This window comes from Curtobacterium sp. 1544, from assembly GCF_040544915.1.
GTDB classification, from domain to species: domain Bacteria; phylum Actinomycetota; class Actinomycetes; order Actinomycetales; family Microbacteriaceae; genus Curtobacterium; species Curtobacterium pusillum_C.
The window spans coordinates 1-17,034 of sequence record NZ_JBEPKX010000006.1 but is presented as its reverse complement, the minus strand read 5'-3'; the positions used below and the strand labels follow the sequence as shown (position 1 = coordinate 17,034).

The window sequence follows — 17,034 nt, the reverse complement described above, 5'->3', positions numbered from 1 at the left end:
CGGCGGGCACCCGGCAGCCCGCGCTACCATGTCCTGCACGACGTGCGGCTGGGGAGGAGTCCGATCGACATGGCGACAGCAGCTCCGAAGGGTGGCGTCCTCGACGCTGCCGAACTGGCGCGCCGGCTCAACCTCCTGCTCGACTTCGAGGAGGCGCAGCGCGGCTCGCCCGTGCCGTTCTCCGCGATCGAGGAGTACGTGGCGGCGCAGGGCGGTTCGCTGTCCCGGGCGAAGTGGACGTACATGCTCTCCGGCGACGGACGACGCAACCGTGACACCGGGTTGCTCCGCCTGCTGGCCGGGTTCTTCGAGGTCGACGAGCGCTTCCTGCTCGAGGACAGTGACGTCCCCGAGCGCATCGGTGCCCAGCTCGCACTCGTCCGGTCGCTCCGGTCGGCACGCGTGAGCGGGTTCGCGGCCCGCACCTTCCCCGGCGAACTCTCGCCCGACGCCCTCCGCCGCATCGCGGAGGTCCTCGAGGAGGAGTCCGAGCGGGGGAGCGTCGCATGACGGAGCACGTCGGGGCGGACGACTTCGTCGAGGCGTTCTGGGCGCGCGGTGCGGCCGAGGGCTGGTCGGACGTCGACCAGGCGGTGTCGGCAGCGGCCGAGGTCGTCGGCAAGCCGATCGTCGTGCGTGAAGAGGCGTTCCTCGCGGCCGAGCCGGTGTGCGGCTTCGTGGCCACCCTCGAACGCCGGCACCTCGTGATGATCTCGCCCACGGCGTCGCAGACCTTCCGGTCCTTCGTCATCGGCCACGAACTCGGGCACATCCTGCACCGTCACCAGAACCACGCACCCCAGGCGGCGTACATCCGCGACGTCATCCCGGACCTGCCGGAGTACAAGGTCGAGCGGGCCCTCGCCCGCGGGCTGTTCTCGAACGAGTACGAGCACGAGGCCGAGGTCTTCGCCGACCGGCTCGCCGGGCTCATCCGCGGGCACCGCGGTCGTCCGAGTGCGTTCCGCGGGGTGTTCGGGTGATCGTCTCCCTCGTCCAGGCGCTGCTCCTCATCGCTGGCACGGTGACGCTGTTCGTGCTCCAGCGCGGGCAGGACCGGACCCTGGCCGTCACGTTCCTGCTGTTCGCGGCGACGATCGTCACGAACGTCGACCCGCTCTACCTCTGGCTCGATCCGCTGTTCGGCGGGTTCAACGTCGTGACCGTGGTGAGTGACTGCCTCATGGTGGCGGGGACGAGCACGCTGCTCTGGGGCGTGGCGAAGGCGGTCGGCGCTGCGCGGCCGTGGCTCCGGAACGCGATCGTCGTCACGTGTGCGGTCGTGGTGGTCGTGGTGGTCGTCGCCTTCGTGGTCCTCGACAAGCCGGCGACCACGACGACGTTCATGCTCGATGCCGGGCAGCACCCGGCAGCGACCGTCTACTCGATCGCGCAGACGGTCTACCTCGGGGTGGCGCTCGGTGCGACCGGGCTGATCTGCGTGCTGCACCTGCGCGAGGCCCGCACCACCACCGACCTCGTCGGCCTGTGGGTACTCGTGCTCGGCGGTGTGCTCGGCGTCGTGCGGATGGTCGTCGTCGTGGTGATGGACGTCGCGCACGTGGTGGGCGACCTCGACGTGACCCACGGGCTGGCGCTGCCGTACGACGTGACGACCCCGGGCGCCGTGATCTGCGTCTCGTCGGGGATGCTCTTCCTCGTGATCGGCCACCAGGTCTCGCGGCGCCGACGGTCCCGCCGGGTCGAGGTCGCCCTCCGCCGCCTCGCCCCCCTGCACGAGCGCATCGGGATCGACAACGCCTACCCGGACTCCGGCGACCCCGCCACGCGCCTGAGCCGCCTGATCGTCGAGATCAACGACGGTGCTCGTCGTGCCCGGCAGACGCTGAGCGACGCCGAGCGTCGAGCGCTGGCGGACGCCGAGGCAGCGCTCGATGTCGCGTAGCCGTCTCGCGCCCGTCGCTGCGCGCACCGTCGGGGTTGTGGCCGGGGTCGTCGGTGTGCTCGTCCCGATCGCCGGTGCCGTGATCGCTCGCCGCGCCGCCGCGCTGTACGAGACGCCGGACGTCGTCCCGGCGCCGGGGCTCGAGCCGGTGTCCGTCGGCGGACTTCCCGGCTGGATCCGCCCGGGCGGCGACGGGACGACCTGGGCGGTGTTCCTGCCGGGTCTCGGCTCGCACCCCCTGCGGCACCAGGACGTCGCCGACGCCTTCATCGCCCGCGGGGACACCGTGCTGTTCGCGTCGCACTCGGCCCGGCACCCGGCGCGCCGACACGGCTTCGGCCTGCGCGAGGAGGACGAGGCGCTCGCGTGGCTCCGGTTCGCGGCCGCACGTGGTGCCACCGAGGTCGTACTGCTCGGCTGGTCGTTCGGCGCGTCGCTCTGGCTCCGGCTGCTCGCTGGGCCGCTCCCGGTCCGCGTGCGGAGCGTCGTGCTCACCGGACCGCTGTCGGACTGGGACGCCACGGTCGCGCACGGCGCCGGCGGCGGCCTGATCGGGCGGGCAGCGGCCGCGGTGATGCGGTGGACGCTGCGGGTCCCCGGACTCGCGCGGCTGGCCGGTCAGGACAGGCCGGTCCGTCTCGGACTGCCGGAGGTCGCCGGTCCCGCCCCGTCGTTGCTCGTCGTGCACGGCGACGCCGACCGCACCGTCCCGCTCGACTCCAGCCGTGCGCTCGTGGCCTCGTGGCCGGGCACTGCACGGCTCCACGTGGTCGCCGGAGCCACGCACGGCGGAGAACGGGACACGAATCCCACTGGATGGCTCGACGCCGTCGCCCTGGCCGTGTAGGGTTTGTAGCAGTTGCTACAGATTCTGTGGCCGCCGGGGTGGGTCTCGGCCGCGTTGGGGGCGGCCGAGCACCACCGGCCCCGACGTGCGTTGTCTAGGATCGTCGGGTGACCGTCTTCGCAGCTGTCGTCCTGTTCATCGGTGCCGTCTTCAACGTCGTCACCTGGCCGCGCTTCTTCCAGCGGGTCGCGAAGGACTCCCGGGCGCGCGACGCAGCCGGCAAGCCGACGACCTTCTACACGGTGCACTTCGTGCTGCTGCTCATCGCGCTGGTGATCGCAGCGGCTGCTGTCGTCGCAGGGATCCTCCTGCTCGTCTGAGCGCGCCCCTGCTGCGCGTCGTTCCTTCCCATATCGCCTGGGGTGGGAAGCGAGATCGGGCGTACCTGGTCGAAAGAAACGACCCGGTATGCCCGGAACGACCCGGTACGCCCGGAACAGCCGGGTGCGTCCGGTGCGGCGCGCTCGTCCCGACCGTGTGTGGGCCTGGAGGCGCGGTGCGGCGCCGCAATGTGCCTCCCGTCCGTCGGTTCCTTCCCGTATCGCCTGCGGTGGGAAGCGGGGTCGGGCGTACCTGGTCGAAAGAAACGGCCGGGTACGCCCGGAACAGCCAAGTACGCCCGGAACGACCTGGTGCGCCCGGAACGGCACCGCCCCTACGCGCCCGGGCGCACCCGCAGGTCGGAGCCGGTGTGGGTGATGCCGTCCGCGATGGCGCCGACGAGCCCGAGGTCGACCCGGGCCCACGTCGTCGGGAGCTCGCCTCCCGGCGGTGGGGTGTCGGCACCGAGCGTGAGGTGCTTCCCTCCCGGCAGTTCCGCGGTGACCGAGTTCAGGTACACCTCCACGTGCCCACGGAGCTCCATCCGGGCGTCCGTCGTCACCGCCGAGGTCCCGTTCGACTCGCCGCGGACGTCGAGCGTGAAGTCGTCCATCGCGACCCGGTCGGCACTGAGCCGGATGACGGTGATCTGCGAACCGTCGGCGAGGGGCACCTGCACGAGCGCGAGTCCGGACAGTCCGCCGATCTCGATCGAGGAACTGCTCAGCTGCGCGGACGGCTGCGTGAACACCGTCGTGTCGTCCGGGACCGCTGCGCCCCACGACGCGTCCGGCGTGGCGGTCGCTGAGGGAGCAGGATCACGGGTGGCACCGTCGCCGCCGGATGCCGGGCCAGGACCCGAACCCGTCCCGGAGCCCGGCGCCGACGGGGCTGTGGCATCCGACCCGGACGGGTCGGACGGGGTCGGAGAGGACGAAGACGACGGTGCGGCGGACGTCGAGGGCGACGGCGCCGGCGAGGGCGCCGAGCAGTCCATGAGCAGCGGGATGCAGAACCCCGCGGCCGAAGCACTCGTCCCACCCGTCACCGACAGTGCGGCGGCGACGACCACCACCGTGCCGATCCCGAGCGACGCACGCAGTCGACGACTCACGCGGCACCCTCGTCGTGCACCGGGTCGGCAGGCTCGGACGGGCCCCGCGGCATCCAGGCGACGACGAGCACGCCGCCGACCGCGGACAGCAGCATGCCGAGCACGAAGCCGCCGAGGTTCACGCCGATGAGCGAGTACACCGCCAGCGCGAGCGTGACGATCCCGTAGAAGATCCGCTGCGCGGGGGAGCACACCGCCAGGACGCCGAGCACCACGAGGGCGATCGGGATCACGGTCGCCTGCAGGCCCTCGATGCCGAACTGGATCCGGATGTTGCCGAGGTCGAGCTGGCCGGAGCAGAACAGCTCGATCCCGCCGAGCCCGACGAGCAGGCCTCCGACGAACGGCCGCGAACGGGCCCAGACCCGGAAGCGCGCCCAGGGGGAGGTGGGTGCGACGGCGTGGGCGCTCATCAGAAGCAGCTCTTCGAGCCGTCCGTGAGCTGCAGGTGCATGCCCGTCAGCGTGAACGTCCCGGCGGTCGTCGACCACGCGGTCTGCTGCACTCCGTCGATGGTGAGCGCGTCGGCGTCCTGAGCGAAGTCGCCGGCGCTGCCGTGCTGATCGCCCTTCACGGTCGACGCGTCGACGCCGATCCGGATGTCGTGGAACTCGGCGTCGCCCTTGAGGTCGGTCATCCCGATCTGCAGGTCCTTCGCGGACGCCGGGGTCTTCCCTCCACCGGCGGTGATCATCACGCCGACCTTGCCCATCGGGGTGTCGGTCGTGACGGACTGGCAGAGGTTCGCGAGCGTCGCCGACCCGATGTTGGCGATCGCGACCTGGCGGTCGTTGCCCGCGGTGTCCTTCGCGACGCCGGCGTACTGCGAGAACTGCTGGCCGTCGAGCTTGTCGGCACTGATCTGGAACTGCTGGCCGGAGACCGAGAACGACACGGGGACCGCTCCCTGGGCGACACCGCCGAGGGCGATGGCGGTGGCGATCCCGACCGGGACGGCGACGAGAGCGACACGGCCGCCGTGCGAGCGGGTGAGTCTGGTGAACAACATCGTTCCTCCTCGTGACGGTCGCTCCGTCGCGACCGCAGGCCACGCTAGACCCGTTGTTGACTGTAGGTCAACAACATCGTCACCCGTTCGGGGGACGGACATTCCCGCTCGCTAGGCTCCAGGCGTGCCCGACGACCGCCAGCGCTCCCGCCTCAGCTCCGAGGAACGCCGCGCACAGCTCGTCGCCCTCGGCGTCGCGACCCTGGTGGACGAACCGCTCGAGGACATCACGATCGACCGGCTCGCCACCGAGGCCGGGGTCTCCCGTGGCCTGCTGTTCCACTACTTCGGCACGAAGCAGGGCCTGCACGAGGCCATCGTCCGCACCGCCCGCGACGCGATGCTGCACGCCACCGAGCCGCGCGACGAGCTGGAACCGCTCGCCCGGCTCGAGGACACCCTCCGCCGCTTCGTCGCGTTCGTGGCCGAGCACCGGGGGACGTTCCACGCCCTCGTCCGCGGCGCCTCCGCCGGGGATGCCGACGTGCGTGCGCTCATCGACGAGGCCCGCGACGAGAACGCCCGCCGGGTCATCGTGGTGTTCACCGAACTCGGGTACGAGGACCGTCCACTGCTGCGCAGCGCCCTGCGATCGTGGGTCGCCTTCGTCGAGGAGATGCTCGACGAGGTCCCGACGGACGACGACGCGTCCGCAGACGCGCTCACCGCGTTCCTCGTGCGCAGCGCGACCGCGTTGGTGGGGGCACTCGACGCGACTGGATGACGGACTGGAGGCGCGGGGCGGGCCCGCACCGTGCCTCCAGTCCGTCCCCTGGTCGCGTCCAGGGCGCTTCAGCGCCGCTTCAGCGGGGCACGGCAGGATCGTGGGATGCGCGTGCTGGTGGTCGACGACGAGGTGCGGCTCGCCGACGGCGTCCGCCGAGGCCTCGAAGCCGAGGGGTGGGCGGTCGACGTCGCCCACGACGGCGTCGACGGACTCTGGCACGCCCGCGAGTTCACGTACGACGCGATCGTGCTCGACCTCATGATGCCCGGTCTCAGCGGGTGGGCGGTGTGCGCGCAGCTCCGGTCAGACGGGGACTGGACGCCGGTCCTCATGCTGACGGCCAAGGACGGCGAGTGGGACCAGGTCGAGGCACTCGACGCGGGCGCGGACGACTACGTCACCAAGCCCTTCTCGCACCCGGTGCTCGTCGCGCGCCTGCGGGCCCTGGTCCGTCGCGGCGCCCGGGAGCGGCCTGCGGTCCTCACGGTCGGTGACCTCGTCGTCGACCCGGCGGCCCGGACGGTGTCCCGTGGCGGCGTCCCCGTCGACCTGACCAGCCGGGAGTTCGCGGTGCTCGAGTTCCTCGCCCGACGGGCCGGCGAGGTCTGCTCGAAGCGCGCCGTGATCGAGAACGTCTGGGACGTCGACTTCGACGGCGACCCGAACATCGTGGAGGTGTACGTCGGACACCTCCGGCGCAAGGTCGACCGACCGTTCGGGCGGACGTCCCTCGAGACGGTGCGCGGTGCCGGGTACCGGTTGGCGGCCGACGGTGGCTGACGCTCCCCGGCGGTCGCGGCGCTTCCGCTCCGTCCGCGCCCGCACGACCCTCGGCGCGGTCGTGGTGGTGCTCGCCGCCCTGCTGGTCGGTGCCGCGGCGTTCGTGGTGGTCCTGCGGCTCGTGCTCCTCGACGGCGTGCGGACCGCGGCGGATGCCGGCCTCGAGCAGGCGTCCGCCCGGGTCGAGGCCGACGGTGCCGGTGTGGTCAGCGGCTACGAGGACGTCCTCGTCCAGGTCGTCGGTGACGGCGGCGCGGTCCTCGCGCACGGCGACGACGCCGACCCGCCCGCGCTGCCCACCGCCGAGGAGTCCCGGTGGTCGCACGACGGCGAGCGGTGGCTGCTCGTCGCCGACGACGTCGACCTGCCGGGTGGCGGGGAGGCGACCCTCGTCTACGGCGTCTCGCTCGAGCAGACCGACGCGGCCGTCGGTGCCGCCGTGGCGCTGCTCGCGGTCGGGGTCCCCGTGCTCGTGGTCCTCATGGGGTCCGTGACCTGGGTCGTGACCGGTCGCTCGCTCCGGCCGGTCGAACGGATGCGGAACGAGGTCGAGACGGTCCGGGCGGCGCGTCCCGACGCCCGGGTCGCCGTGCCGGACACCGGCGACGAGATCGCCCGGCTCGCGGACACGATGAATGCCATGCTCGACCGGCTCGACCGCTCCGCCGAAGGGCAGCGGCGGTTCGTCTCCGACGCCTCCCACGAGCTGCGGTCGCCGATCGCCACGATCCGGCAGCACGCCGAGGTCGCCGCGGCGCACCCCGAGCGCGCGGACGTCACCGAGCTGTCCGAGGTCGTCCGGTCCGAGGCGCTCCGGCTGCAGGACCTCGTCACGGCGCTGCTCGAGCTCTCCCGGCTCGACGAGGGCGGGATCGGGCAGCGGCGTCCGGTCGACCTCGACGACCTGGCGTTCGACGCGGTCGCCCGGGCGCGGTCCGCGGGACACGTGCACGTCGACGGCTCCGGGATCGCACCTGCCCGGGTCCTCGGGAACGAGCGCGTGCTCGCCGGGGTGGTCCGCAACCTCGTCGACAACGCCCTCCGGCACGCGTCCGCACGGGTGGCCGTGGCGCTCGCCGAGGACGGCGGGCGGGCGGTCCTCACGGTGGACGACGACGGCGTCGGGGTCCCGACGGAGGAGCGCGACCGGGTGTTCGAGCGGTTCGTCCGGCTCGACGAGGCCCGCAGCCGGGACGCCGGCGGCGCGGGTCTCGGGCTCGCGATCGTGCGGGACGCGGTCCGGGCGCACGGTGGCGACGTCACGGTGACGGACTCCCCGCTCGGTGGTGCGCGCTTCGTCGTCCGCATCGCACTCGGTGGCTGAACAGGTCGCTTCAGGTCTGCTTCAGCACCCGCTCGGCACGCTGGTCGCATGAACACTCCCCGTACCGCCTCCGTCCGCTCCGCCCGTCGCATCGCCGGGTTCACCGCCCTGCCGCTCGTGGCCGCCCTCGCCCTCGCCGGGTGCTCGACCGCGCAGTCCGGTTCCTCGGGCGCGCCGTCGTCCGCAGCGTCGTCGTCGAACTCCTCCGGTGGGACCGCCACCACCGCGGCTGCATCGAACGACGCCCTGCGTGCGGCGGTCGAGACCGCCCGGAAGGCCGTCGGGTCCGGTGTCGTGATCTCCGTCGAACAGGAGCAGAACGGCTCGGCGTACGAGGTCCTGGTCGTCACGGACGACGGCAACGAGCACGAGGTCCACACGAACGCCGAGGGCACCTCGGTGTCCGGGTCGCCGCGGGCCGAGACCTCCGACGCCGATGACCGCGCCGAGAACGACCGGTTCGTCGCGGCGGCCGACCTCGACGTCACCGACGCTGCGGGCAAGCTCGAGGACCTGCACGCCGGGACCATCACCGAGCTCGGGCTCGACGACCACCTCGGGAAGGTGGTCTGGGAGGGCGACGTCCGCGACCCGTCCGGCACGAAGCACAGCGTCCGGATCGACGCCGGTTCGGGCGACGTCGTCACGGACCGGGTCGACACCGACGACTGACGGCTCGCCCGGGTGCCGCCGCCGCGCAGGTGCCCGCCGCCGCCGCGCGTGCGCGCGTCGGTGGTGCGCGGTAGACCGGGGGCGTCCGGCCGAGCGTCGGCTGACCAGGGAGCGACGATGACCGACCAGACCCCGCGCACCTACCCCCAGGGCGTCCCGAGCTGGATCGACGCCCGACAGCCCGACCCGGACGCCGCGCAGGCGTTCTACGGCGGCCTGTTCGGCTGGGACTTCGAGGAGCGGCTGCCGCCCGGTGCCCCGGGGTCGTACCGGATCGTGAGCCTCGACGGGCACGAGGTCGGTGCGATCGCCTCGAGCGAGGACCCGGCGACCTGGACGACGTACATCGCGGTCGACGACGCCGATGTCGCGGCCGCCCGGGTCGTCGAGCTCGGCGGCTCGGCCGCTGCGCCCGAGGACGCCGGGCCCGGGGGAGTGGCCGGCCGCAGCGTCGACTGCGTCGATCCCCGCGGTGCCGCGTTCGGCCTCTGGCAGGCCCGGGCACGGCTCGGCGCACAGCACATCAACGCCCCCGGTGGCTGGGTGTTCAGCGACCTGCGCTCGACGGAGCCCGAGCAGGCGTTCTCGTTCTACGAGCAGCTGTTCGGGTGGCGGGTCTCGGGCATCGAGGAAGGCCCGAGCGCGATGGTCCGGCTGCCCGGGTACGGCGACCACCTCGCCGCGACCTCGGACCCGGACATCCGCGAACGCCAGGCCGGCGCTCCGGAGGGCTTCGCCGACGTGATCGGCGCCCTGGCCCGGACGGACTCCGGCCCGGACGACTGGCACGTCTCGTTCAGCGTCGCCGACCGAGACGACGCGGCCGCGCTGGCCGAGCGGCTCGGCGGCTCGGTGCTCGGCGCGTGGGAGGGTTTCTGGACGAAGGCAGCGGAACTCCGGGACCCGCAGGGTGCGACGTTCCGCGTCACGCAGTTCGCGCCGGACTCCGACTGAGTCCAGCGAGCAGGATGTCCAGCAGACGACCGGTCTGCCCGGTGTCCGTGGCGTCCCGCGTCGACAGCAGGATCCCGATCAATGCCGCGGTGACGTCGTCCGCGAGCAGGTCCTCGCGGAGCGAGCCGTCCGCGGCTCCGGCGTCGAGGAAGCGCTGCACGGCCGCGTTCACCCGGTCGCGGGTGCCCGCGGCCTCGGCTGCGCCACGGAGCGCACCCACCCGGACGGTCTCGGCGAGGCCGCGCTTCGTGGCGACGAACTCGGCGTACCGACCGCTGAACGATCGCAGTGCGCCGGCACCGGTGGTCGCTGTGCGGAGCGAGTCGTCGACGGTGTCGAGGGCTGCGTCGAGCTCGGCGCGGTACACGGCCGCGATGAGGTCCTCGCGCGTGGGGAACGCCCGGTAGAGCGTGCCGATGCCGACCCCGGCTGCCCGGGCGATGCCCTCGAGCGAGGTGTCCTCCCCGTGGGTGGTGAAGGCTGCCCGCGCGGCCTCGACGAGTCGCTCCCGGTTGCGGGCGGCGTCGGCGCGCGGCCGTCGGACGGGGGACGTCGGTTCGCTGGACAAAGCGGAGGTTCCTCCGGTTATGATCGGTGAAGCGGAGGTTCCTCCGCTTCGGATGAGACTACCGGAGACCCCCATGCAGGAGAACGAGACACGGCGCCCGGGTGGCGCGTACGACCTCGGCGGACGGACCGTCGCGCGGATCGGGTACGGCGCGATGGCCCTCGAGCGCTTCGCCGACGACCGTGATGCCGGGGCGGCGCTGCTGCACCGCGCGCGGGACCTCGGGGTCGACCACGTCGACACCGCCGACTTCTACGGAGACGGGGTGGCGAACGACGTGATCCGCCGGGCGTTCGGTGCCTCGGACGAGGTCGTCGTCGTGAGCAAGGTCGGTGCGGTGCGCGTGGACGCCCCGGTGCCGCTCGCGCTGGAGCAGCGCCCGGAGCAGCTCCGTGCGCAGGTGCACGCGAACCTGCGGAGCCTCGGACGGGACCGCATCGACGTGGTGAACCTCCGTCGAGCCGACATCGGCCCCGGTCTCATCGCGCAGGGGGACCAGCTCGTGGACCTCGACGCCCAGCTCGCGGAGATGACCGCCATGCGGGACGAGGGGCTCATCGGCGGCATCGGGCTGAGCGCGGTGTCCGGCGAGGTCCTCGGCCGCGGGCTCGCGGCAGGGATCGTGTGCGTGCAGAACGCCTACTCGCTCGTGGCCCGTGAGCACGAGGCGCTCCTCGACGTGTGCGTGCGGAACGGCATCGCGTGGGTACCGTACTTCCCGCTCGGCGGTGCGTTCCCCGGGCTGCCGAAGGTCGCCGACGAGCCCGAAGTGCTCCGCATCGCCGCTGAGCTCGGCATCACGCCCGCGCAGCTCGGGCTCGCCTGGTTGCTCGGGCACGCACCGGACGTCCTGCTGATCCCCGGCACGTCGAACGCCGACCACCTCGCCGAGAACGTCGCGGTCGGGAGCATCGTGCTCACCGAGGCGCAGACGACCGCACTCGACGCGGTGTGGTCGCAGCGGGTCGCCGACGGGCAGACGGAGCGCACCTGGCCGTGAGCGGCTGGGGAGAACGGTCCGGGTCAGGACTCTGACGGCAGCGGTGCCCCGAGCACCCGGCGGAGTGCGAGCCCGGCGACCTTCTCGTCCGACGTGTCGAGCAGGACGCGGTAGGTGTCGTCGGCCGTGACGAACTCGACGCACACCGCGTCGAAGTCGCACGGCTCGATGCGCCACCCGTCCACGGCGTCCATCGGCACCTGGGTGAGGCCGTCGCGCTCGAAGCTCGTCTCCGCCGACACGTGGTCGTCGAACACCCGGACGCGGCCGAACGTGCCGCGCCACGTCAGCTGGAGGTCGAGCACGGGCGACGAGGTCGCGGGGGATGCAGAAGGGTCCGGCACCCGCCGATCGTACCGAGGGGTGCCGGACCCGTGCGTGCGGCGCCGAGCCGCGTCGTCGCTATCCGGACAGGAGCGAGAAGGTCAGTGACCGTCCTCGTCCCGGCGGCGCACCTGGTTGGCGGGGTCACGGCCGGTCACGGGGAACGGACCGGTCACGCCCTCGCGCAGGGAGGCGATGCGGAGGATCCGGTCGCGCTGCAGGAACCAGCCGACGATGAGCAGCGGGATCACGATGACCAGGGAAGCGATCGTGTAGGTGCCGACGGGGTAGTCGATCGCCATCAGGACGAGCACCGACACGAGGAACGCGAGCGTCAGCCACGAGGTCACCGGGGCGCCGGGCAGCTTGAACGACGGCTCCTTCGCGAGCCCCTGCTTCGCCCAGGAGCGGAGCTTCATCTGGCAGAGGATGATCGTGCCCCACGCCGTGATGATGCCGAGGCTGGCGATGTTCAGCGCGATCTCGAACGCCTGGCTCGGGATGAAGTAGTTGAGCACGACGCCCGCGACGGTGAACGCCGCGGTCAGCAGGATGCCGGCGTACGGCACACCGCCCTTCGACATCTTCGTGGTCCACTTCGGCGCCGAGCCGTTCATGCCCATCGAGTGCAGCGCACGGCCGGTCGAGTACAGGCCGGCGTTGAGGGACGACAGTGCCGCGGTGAGCACGACGAAGTTCATGATCGACCCGACGATCGCCCCGACCTGCGGGTTGCCGATCGACGAGAAGAACGTGACGAAGGGGCTCTCGCCCTCCTTGTAGGCGGTGTACGGCAGGAGGATCGACAGCAGGACGACCGAGCCGACGTAGAACACCGCGATGCGGAGGATGACGGAGTTGATGGCGCGGGGGATGACCTTCTCGGTGTCCTGCGTCTCACCGGACGCGGTGCCGACGAGCTCGATGGCGGCGTAGGCGAACACGACGCCCTGCACCACGAGGACCGCGGGGAGCAGCCCGTTCGGCAGCAGTCCGCCGTTGTCGGCCCAGAGGCTGAAGCCGGTGCGGACGGTCTCGCCGCCCGCCTCGACCGGGAAGGCCCAGATCAGCCAGATGAGCGCGATCACGAGGAACGCGACGAGGGCGGCGACCTTGATGAGGGCGAACCAGAACTCGAGTTCACCGAACACCTTGACCGCGACCATGTTGGCGGCGAGGACGACCACGAGGGCGATGAGTGCGAGGAGCCACTGTGGAGCAGCGGTGAACGCCGACCAGTACTTCAGGTAGACCGCGACGGCGGTGGTGTCCACGATCGAGGTCATCGCCCAGTTCAGGAAGTACATCCAGCCCGCGGCGTACGCGAACTTCTCGCCGTAGAACTCACGGGCGTAGGAGATGAACGACCCGGAGGACGGGCGGTGCAGCACGAGCTCGCCGAGGGCGCGCAGGATGAAGAAGGCGAAGATGCCCGCGATCAGGTAGACGACCGCGAGGGCCGGCCCCGCGGTGTGCAGTCGGCCGCCGGCGCCGAGGAAGAGGCCGGTGCCGATCGCGCCGCCGATGGCGATCATCTGCAGTTGCCGGGGCTTCAGACCGTGCTGGTAGCCCTCCTGCTCGTGCGAGAAGTCGTTCGCGGGCGCGCGGTCCACCCCGGTGTCGTTCTGCGCTGTCATGCGCGACACGCTACAGGTGCGTGGAACCGGGGCGGCACACAAACATGCGAGAGGCCTGAACTGTAACGGGGTGGTTACGATCGCGATCCCCATGCCAGTGGGCGACACGCCGTGGTCGGGGTACAGCGGTGCCGGGATTCCGGCGGACCCGGATTCGCGATGGGGGACAACCGTCGATAGCCTTGAACGTCCCCTCAGGGGACACCGACGATCAGGACGCGTCCAGCGCAGCAGCAGAGCGCTGGCCGTACGGTCGGCCGGACCGGGGTCGTCCCGAGTACGACCCCCGCGTGCGTGATCGCTCGCCCTGCGCCTGTTGCGCGGGCTCGATGCGGTGCCGCCGAACAGGGTGCCGGGCGACCCGTCCGCAACCACACCGAGACCGCCGTGCGCCCGTGCGCCGCGGTCCCGCGAGGAGCACCGTTGACCATCGCACCACCCCAGGACCGGCGTGCCAGCACGCCGGACGACCCCACCGCCGATCCCGCGCTGAGCGTGCGCGGCGCCTACAAGGTGTTCGGCCGACGTCCCGGCGAGGCGGTCCGCCGTCTGGCCGCCGGCGCGACGCGTGACGAGGTCCGCGACCTCGGTTCCGCAGCCGTCATCGACGCGTCGTTCGACGTGCGTCCCGGCGAGATCTTCGTCGTCATGGGGCTCTCCGGATCCGGCAAGTCGACCCTCATCCGGATGCTGAACGGTCTGCTCGAGCCGACCGCCGGCACGGTGGAGATCGGTGGCCGCACCGTCACGAAGGCCACGCCGAAGGAGATCCGCGAGATCCGTCGCACGAGCGTGTCGATGGTCTTCCAGCACTTCGCACTGCTGCCGCACCGCACGGTGCTCGAGAACGTCGCGTACGGCCTCGAGGTGAACGGCGTCGACAAGACCACCCGGCTCGCCAAGGCCCGCGAGGTCATCGGCCTGGTCGGCCTCGACGTCTGGGCGGACGCCAAGCCCGACGAGCTGTCCGGCGGCATGCAGCAGCGCGTCGGCATCGCCCGCGCCCTCGCTGCCGAGACCGACGTCCTGCTCATGGACGAGGCGTTCAGCGCCCTCGACCCGCTCATCCGCCGTGAGATGCAGGAGCAGCTCGTCGACCTGCAGCAGCGCCTCGGCAAGACCATCGTCTTCATCACGCACGACCTGAACGAGGCGATGTTCCTCGGTGACCGGATCGCCGTGATGCGCGACGGCCGGATCGTCCAGATCGGGTCGCCGGAGGACATCCTCACCGACCCCGCGAACGACTACGTCGCCCAGTTCGTGCAGGACGTCGACCGTGCTCGCGTGCTGACCGCCGCGAGCGTGATGGAGCCCGCACGTGCGGCCGTCCCGCTCACCGTCGGACCCCGAGGCGCGCTGCGCACCATGCGCGACCTGCAGACCGCGGCGGTCTTCGTGACCGGCCGCGGCCGGAAGCTCGAGGGCTGGGTCCGTGACCGGCACGTCATGCGGCAGGTCAAGGCCGGCGACACGAACCTCGACGCCATCGTGAACACCGAGTACGCCCGGGTCGCCCCGGACACCGCGCTCACCGACCTGTTCGAGCTCGCCGTCGAGTCGCCGCTGCCGATCGCGGTCGTGGACGACGAGGGGCGCCTGCTCGGCGTGGTCCCGCGCGTCACGCTGCTCGCAGCGCTCGGCAACGTGCCGACCGCGACGATGCCGATCCCGGTGCTCGAGCCGGTGACCCGCATCAGCGACTCCGACATGGACTCGACCCTCGCCGCGACCGGCGAACACCCCGTCGTCAGCGAAGGAGACCACGCATGATCACCCCCGGTACCAACTCCTTCGGCGACTTCCACCTGCCCCTCGGCACCTGGGTCGCCGCGATCGTCGACTGGATCACGACCTACCTCTCCGGCTTCTTCGACGTCGTCCGCTACGTGTTCACGTGGATGGACGCGTGGATGGAGTACTTCCTCTCCACTCCGCCGTTCTGGGTGGTCGTCGCGGTCCTCGTGGTCCTGGCGTTCGTCGCGAAGGGCTGGAAACTCGCCATCGGTGCCGCCATCGGCCTGCTCTTCATCGTGAGCGTCGGTCAGTGGACGAACGCGATGGACACCCTGGCGCTCGTGATCGTCGCCGCGGGCCTCGCCGTCGTGTTCAGCGTGCCGCTCGGCATCTGGGCCGCCCGCTCCGACACCGCGAGCCGCATCATCCGCCCGGTGCTCGACTTCATGCAGACCACCCCGGCGTTCGTCTACCTGATCCCGGCGCTGCTGCTCTTCCGCGTCGGCGTCGTGCCCGGCATCGTCGCGACGATCGTGTTCGCGATGGCTCCGGGTGTGCGTCTCACCGAGCTCGGCATCCGCGGGGTCCCGAGCGAGGTCGTCGAGGCCGGCGCCGCGTTCGGCTCCAGCCCGTGGCGCATCCTCCGCCAGATCCAGCTGCCGCTCGCGAAGGCCAGCATCATGGCGGGCGTCAACCAGGTCATCATGCTGTCCCTCTCGATGGTCGTCATCGCCGGCATGGTCGGCGCCGGTGGGCTCGGCGAGCAGATCGTCGCGTCGCTGAACCGCATCGACGTCGGCCTGGGTGCCGAGGCCGGACTGTCCGTCGTGGTCCTCGCGATCCTGCTGGACCGCCTGACCGCAGCGCTCGGCGGCGACGCGGGGCGCGCCTCCAGGCTGTTCGGACGGAAGCGGAAGCCGACGGTGACCGCGACGCCGAACGCGGCGACCGCCCAGACCGCCGCCACCACCGAAGCGGCCACCGACCGCCAGACCGTCGACGCGTGAGGAATGACCAGACCATGAAGCGCAACCAGACCCCGCGCAACCACACCCCGTGCAAGCGGACCAAGCGCACCCTCGCGGCGGCCGCGCTCGCCGCCGCCACCGCCCTCGGCCTCTCCGCCTGCATGCCGCCCGGCTACTACGGCGCGACCGGCACGCTCGACAACGGCGACCAGAAGTCGATGCACGTCGTCGTCTTCAACGGCTGGGACGAGGACACCGCCGCCAGCTACCTCTGGAAGCACGTGCTCGAGCAGAAGGGCTACGACGTCCAGCTCACGAACTCCGACGTCGCACCCGCGTACACGGGCCTGGCGTCCGGCGACTACGACGTCGTGTTCGACACCTGGCTGCCGAACACGCACAAGGAGTACATGGACACGTACGGCAAGGACCTCACGGACCTCGGTGCGTGGAACGAGCAGGCGTCGCTCGAGCTCGCCGTGCCGGAGTACTCGGACATCGACTCGATCGACGAGCTCAAGGCGCACGCGTCGGACTTCGGCAACAAGATCATCGGCATCGAGCCCGCCGCCGGTGAGACGAAGGTCGTGTCCGAGCAGGTCATCCCGCAGTACGGCCTCGACGGCATGGACTTCGTGACGAGTTCCACGCCGGCGATGCTCGCGGACCTCAAGGCCTCGATCGCGAAGAAGCAGGACGTCGTCGTGACGCTGTGGCGTCCGCACTGGGCGTACGACGCGTTCCCGATCAAGGACCTGAAGGACCCGAAGGGCGCGCTCGGCAAGAACGAGGAGATCCACACCATCGCGAAGAAGTCCATCAAGGACGACTTCCCGACGGCGTCGAAGTGGATGTCCGACTTCTCGATGGACTCCGACACGCTCTACTCGCTGGAGAACGCGCTCGTGAACAGCGGCGCGAAGACGAGCGAGTACCCGGCGATCACCGCGAAGTGGGCGTCCGAGCACCAGGACTACGTGGACTCGCTCACGTCGTCGAAGTAGCGGCTGACGAGCAGGACGGGAGGCGCGGGGGCCGCGGGGCCCCCCCCCCCCCGCCCGGGGGGGGGGGGGGGGGCCGGGGCGCGCCCCCCCCCGGAGCCGGGAAGGCGCCTGCGGGGGAGGGGAGTGACCCCCGGCGCCCGCG

Annotated in this window: 20 protein-coding genes; 14 read left to right on the top strand and 6 right to left on the bottom strand. The window is 71.7% G+C overall.

Translation table 11 applies throughout. The annotated features are described in order from the left end of the window. The first annotated feature begins 69 nt into the window (after window positions 1–69). The 5 genes from ABIC61_RS05365 (at window position 70) to ABIC61_RS05345 (ending at window position 3,073) form a co-directional block, all read left to right on the top strand. A complete protein-coding gene (locus ABIC61_RS05365) occupies window positions 70–510 on the top strand; it encodes a hypothetical protein (RefSeq protein WP_144757371.1) in 441 nt (146 codons plus the stop codon). Beyond that, window positions 507–983 carry an ImmA/IrrE family metallo-endopeptidase gene (locus ABIC61_RS05360; RefSeq protein WP_354029086.1) on the top strand — a complete coding sequence of 159 codons (477 nt, stop codon included), beginning with the start codon at window positions 507–509 and terminating at the stop codon, window positions 981–983. Before ABIC61_RS05365 ends, ABIC61_RS05360 begins: the two co-directional genes overlap by 4 nt. Next, window positions 980–1,906 (top strand): hypothetical protein, encoded by a 927-nt coding sequence (locus tag ABIC61_RS05355; protein WP_354029085.1) that lies wholly within the window; start codon window positions 980–982, stop codon window positions 1,904–1,906. The genes ABIC61_RS05360 and ABIC61_RS05355 overlap by 4 nt, the downstream gene beginning before the upstream one ends. After that, window positions 1,896–2,753 (top strand): alpha/beta hydrolase, encoded by an 858-nt coding sequence (locus ABIC61_RS05350; RefSeq protein ID WP_354029084.1) that lies wholly within the window; start codon window positions 1,896–1,898, stop codon window positions 2,751–2,753. The genes ABIC61_RS05355 and ABIC61_RS05350 overlap by 11 nt, the downstream gene beginning before the upstream one ends. A gap of 107 nt (window positions 2,754–2,860) precedes the next feature. Continuing rightward, entirely contained in the window at window positions 2,861–3,073 is a 213-nt protein-coding gene (locus ABIC61_RS05345) for an SCO4848 family membrane protein (protein ID WP_354029083.1), read from the top strand. A 335-nt stretch (window positions 3,074–3,408) separates the two neighbouring features. On the opposite strand, the gene ABIC61_RS05340 is transcribed toward ABIC61_RS05345, so the two are convergent. Genes ABIC61_RS05340 through ABIC61_RS05330 form a run of 3 tightly spaced genes read right to left on the bottom strand, consistent with a single transcriptional unit; the run spans window position 3,409 to window position 5,197 of the window. Beyond that, window positions 3,409–4,188, bottom strand: a complete 780-nt coding sequence (locus tag ABIC61_RS05340) for a hypothetical protein (protein WP_354029082.1) — start codon at window positions 4,186–4,188, stop codon at window positions 3,409–3,411. After that, the gene (locus ABIC61_RS05335) at window positions 4,185–4,601 is read right to left on the bottom strand and encodes a DUF6114 domain-containing protein (RefSeq protein WP_354029081.1); all 417 of its coding nucleotides are present in this window, start codon (window positions 4,599–4,601) and stop codon (window positions 4,185–4,187) included. Before ABIC61_RS05335 ends, ABIC61_RS05340 begins: the two co-directional genes overlap by 4 nt. Then, a complete protein-coding gene (locus ABIC61_RS05330; protein ID WP_354029080.1) occupies window positions 4,601–5,197 on the bottom strand; it encodes a DUF6230 family protein in 597 nt (198 codons plus the stop codon). Before ABIC61_RS05330 ends, ABIC61_RS05335 begins: the two co-directional genes overlap by 1 nt. A gap of 124 nt (window positions 5,198–5,321) precedes the next feature. On the opposite strand from ABIC61_RS05330, the gene ABIC61_RS05325 reads away from it, so the two are divergent. The 5 genes from ABIC61_RS05325 to ABIC61_RS05305 all read left to right on the top strand — a co-directional run bounded on the left by ABIC61_RS05325 (window position 5,322) and on the right by ABIC61_RS05305 (window position 9,654). After that, window positions 5,322–5,921 (top strand): TetR/AcrR family transcriptional regulator, encoded by a 600-nt coding sequence (locus ABIC61_RS05325; RefSeq protein WP_354029079.1) that lies wholly within the window; start codon window positions 5,322–5,324, stop codon window positions 5,919–5,921. A gap of 105 nt (window positions 5,922–6,026) precedes the next feature. Beyond that, window positions 6,027–6,704 carry a response regulator transcription factor gene (locus ABIC61_RS05320; RefSeq protein ID WP_354029078.1) on the top strand — a complete coding sequence of 226 codons (678 nt, stop codon included), beginning with the start codon at window positions 6,027–6,029 and terminating at the stop codon, window positions 6,702–6,704. Continuing rightward, window positions 6,697–8,028, top strand: coding sequence for a HAMP domain-containing sensor histidine kinase (locus tag ABIC61_RS05315; RefSeq protein WP_354029077.1), 1,332 nt, complete (start codon window positions 6,697–6,699; stop codon window positions 8,026–8,028). Before ABIC61_RS05320 ends, ABIC61_RS05315 begins: the two co-directional genes overlap by 8 nt. A 48-nt stretch (window positions 8,029–8,076) precedes the next feature. Then, a complete protein-coding gene (locus ABIC61_RS05310) occupies window positions 8,077–8,700 on the top strand; it encodes a PepSY domain-containing protein (RefSeq protein ID WP_144757385.1) in 624 nt (207 codons plus the stop codon). A gap of 117 nt (window positions 8,701–8,817) precedes the next feature. Beyond that, complete coding sequence (locus ABIC61_RS05305; protein WP_354029076.1) at window positions 8,818–9,654, top strand: VOC family protein; 837 nt, start codon at window positions 8,818–8,820, stop codon at window positions 9,652–9,654. Here ABIC61_RS05305 and ABIC61_RS05300 read toward each other — a convergent pair. Beyond that, a complete protein-coding gene (locus ABIC61_RS05300) occupies window positions 9,626–10,222 on the bottom strand; it encodes a TetR/AcrR family transcriptional regulator (protein ID WP_354029075.1) in 597 nt (198 codons plus the stop codon). The genes ABIC61_RS05305 and ABIC61_RS05300 overlap by 29 nt on opposite strands. 73 nt (window positions 10,223–10,295) lie before the next feature. Between ABIC61_RS05300 and ABIC61_RS05295 the strand changes: the two genes are divergently transcribed. Next, on the top strand, window positions 10,296–11,222 hold the full coding sequence (locus ABIC61_RS05295; RefSeq protein WP_354029074.1) for an aldo/keto reductase: 927 nt from the start codon (window positions 10,296–10,298) through the stop codon (window positions 11,220–11,222). A 23-nt stretch (window positions 11,223–11,245) separates the two neighbouring features. Here the strand turns inward: ABIC61_RS05295 and ABIC61_RS05290 are convergent, their stop codons facing one another. Together ABIC61_RS05290 and ABIC61_RS05285 are read right to left on the bottom strand one after the other, a co-directional pair. Beyond that, window positions 11,246–11,566 (bottom strand): hypothetical protein, encoded by a 321-nt coding sequence (locus ABIC61_RS05290; RefSeq protein WP_354029073.1) that lies wholly within the window; start codon window positions 11,564–11,566, stop codon window positions 11,246–11,248. Window positions 11,567–11,647: 81 nt separating this feature from the next. Next, window positions 11,648–13,183: an amino acid permease gene (locus tag ABIC61_RS05285; RefSeq protein WP_354029072.1), complete on the bottom strand. Its 1,536-nt coding sequence runs from the start codon at window positions 13,181–13,183 to the stop codon at window positions 11,648–11,650. Between the two features lie 429 nt (window positions 13,184–13,612). On the opposite strand from ABIC61_RS05285, the gene ABIC61_RS05280 reads away from it, so the two are divergent. From ABIC61_RS05280 to ABIC61_RS05270, 3 genes are read left to right on the top strand one after another with little or no spacing between them, the layout of a single operon-like run. Then, window positions 13,613–14,956 (top strand): quaternary amine ABC transporter ATP-binding protein, encoded by a 1,344-nt coding sequence (locus ABIC61_RS05280; protein WP_502908786.1) that lies wholly within the window; start codon window positions 13,613–13,615, stop codon window positions 14,954–14,956. Continuing rightward, window positions 14,953–15,927, top strand: coding sequence for an ABC transporter permease (locus ABIC61_RS05275; protein WP_354029070.1), 975 nt, complete (start codon window positions 14,953–14,955; stop codon window positions 15,925–15,927). Before ABIC61_RS05280 ends, ABIC61_RS05275 begins: the two co-directional genes overlap by 4 nt. Next, window positions 15,924–16,892 carry a glycine betaine ABC transporter substrate-binding protein gene (locus ABIC61_RS05270; protein WP_354029069.1) on the top strand — a complete coding sequence of 323 codons (969 nt, stop codon included), beginning with the start codon at window positions 15,924–15,926 and terminating at the stop codon, window positions 16,890–16,892. The genes ABIC61_RS05275 and ABIC61_RS05270 overlap by 4 nt, the downstream gene beginning before the upstream one ends. Window positions 16,893–17,034: the final 142 nt, after the last annotated feature.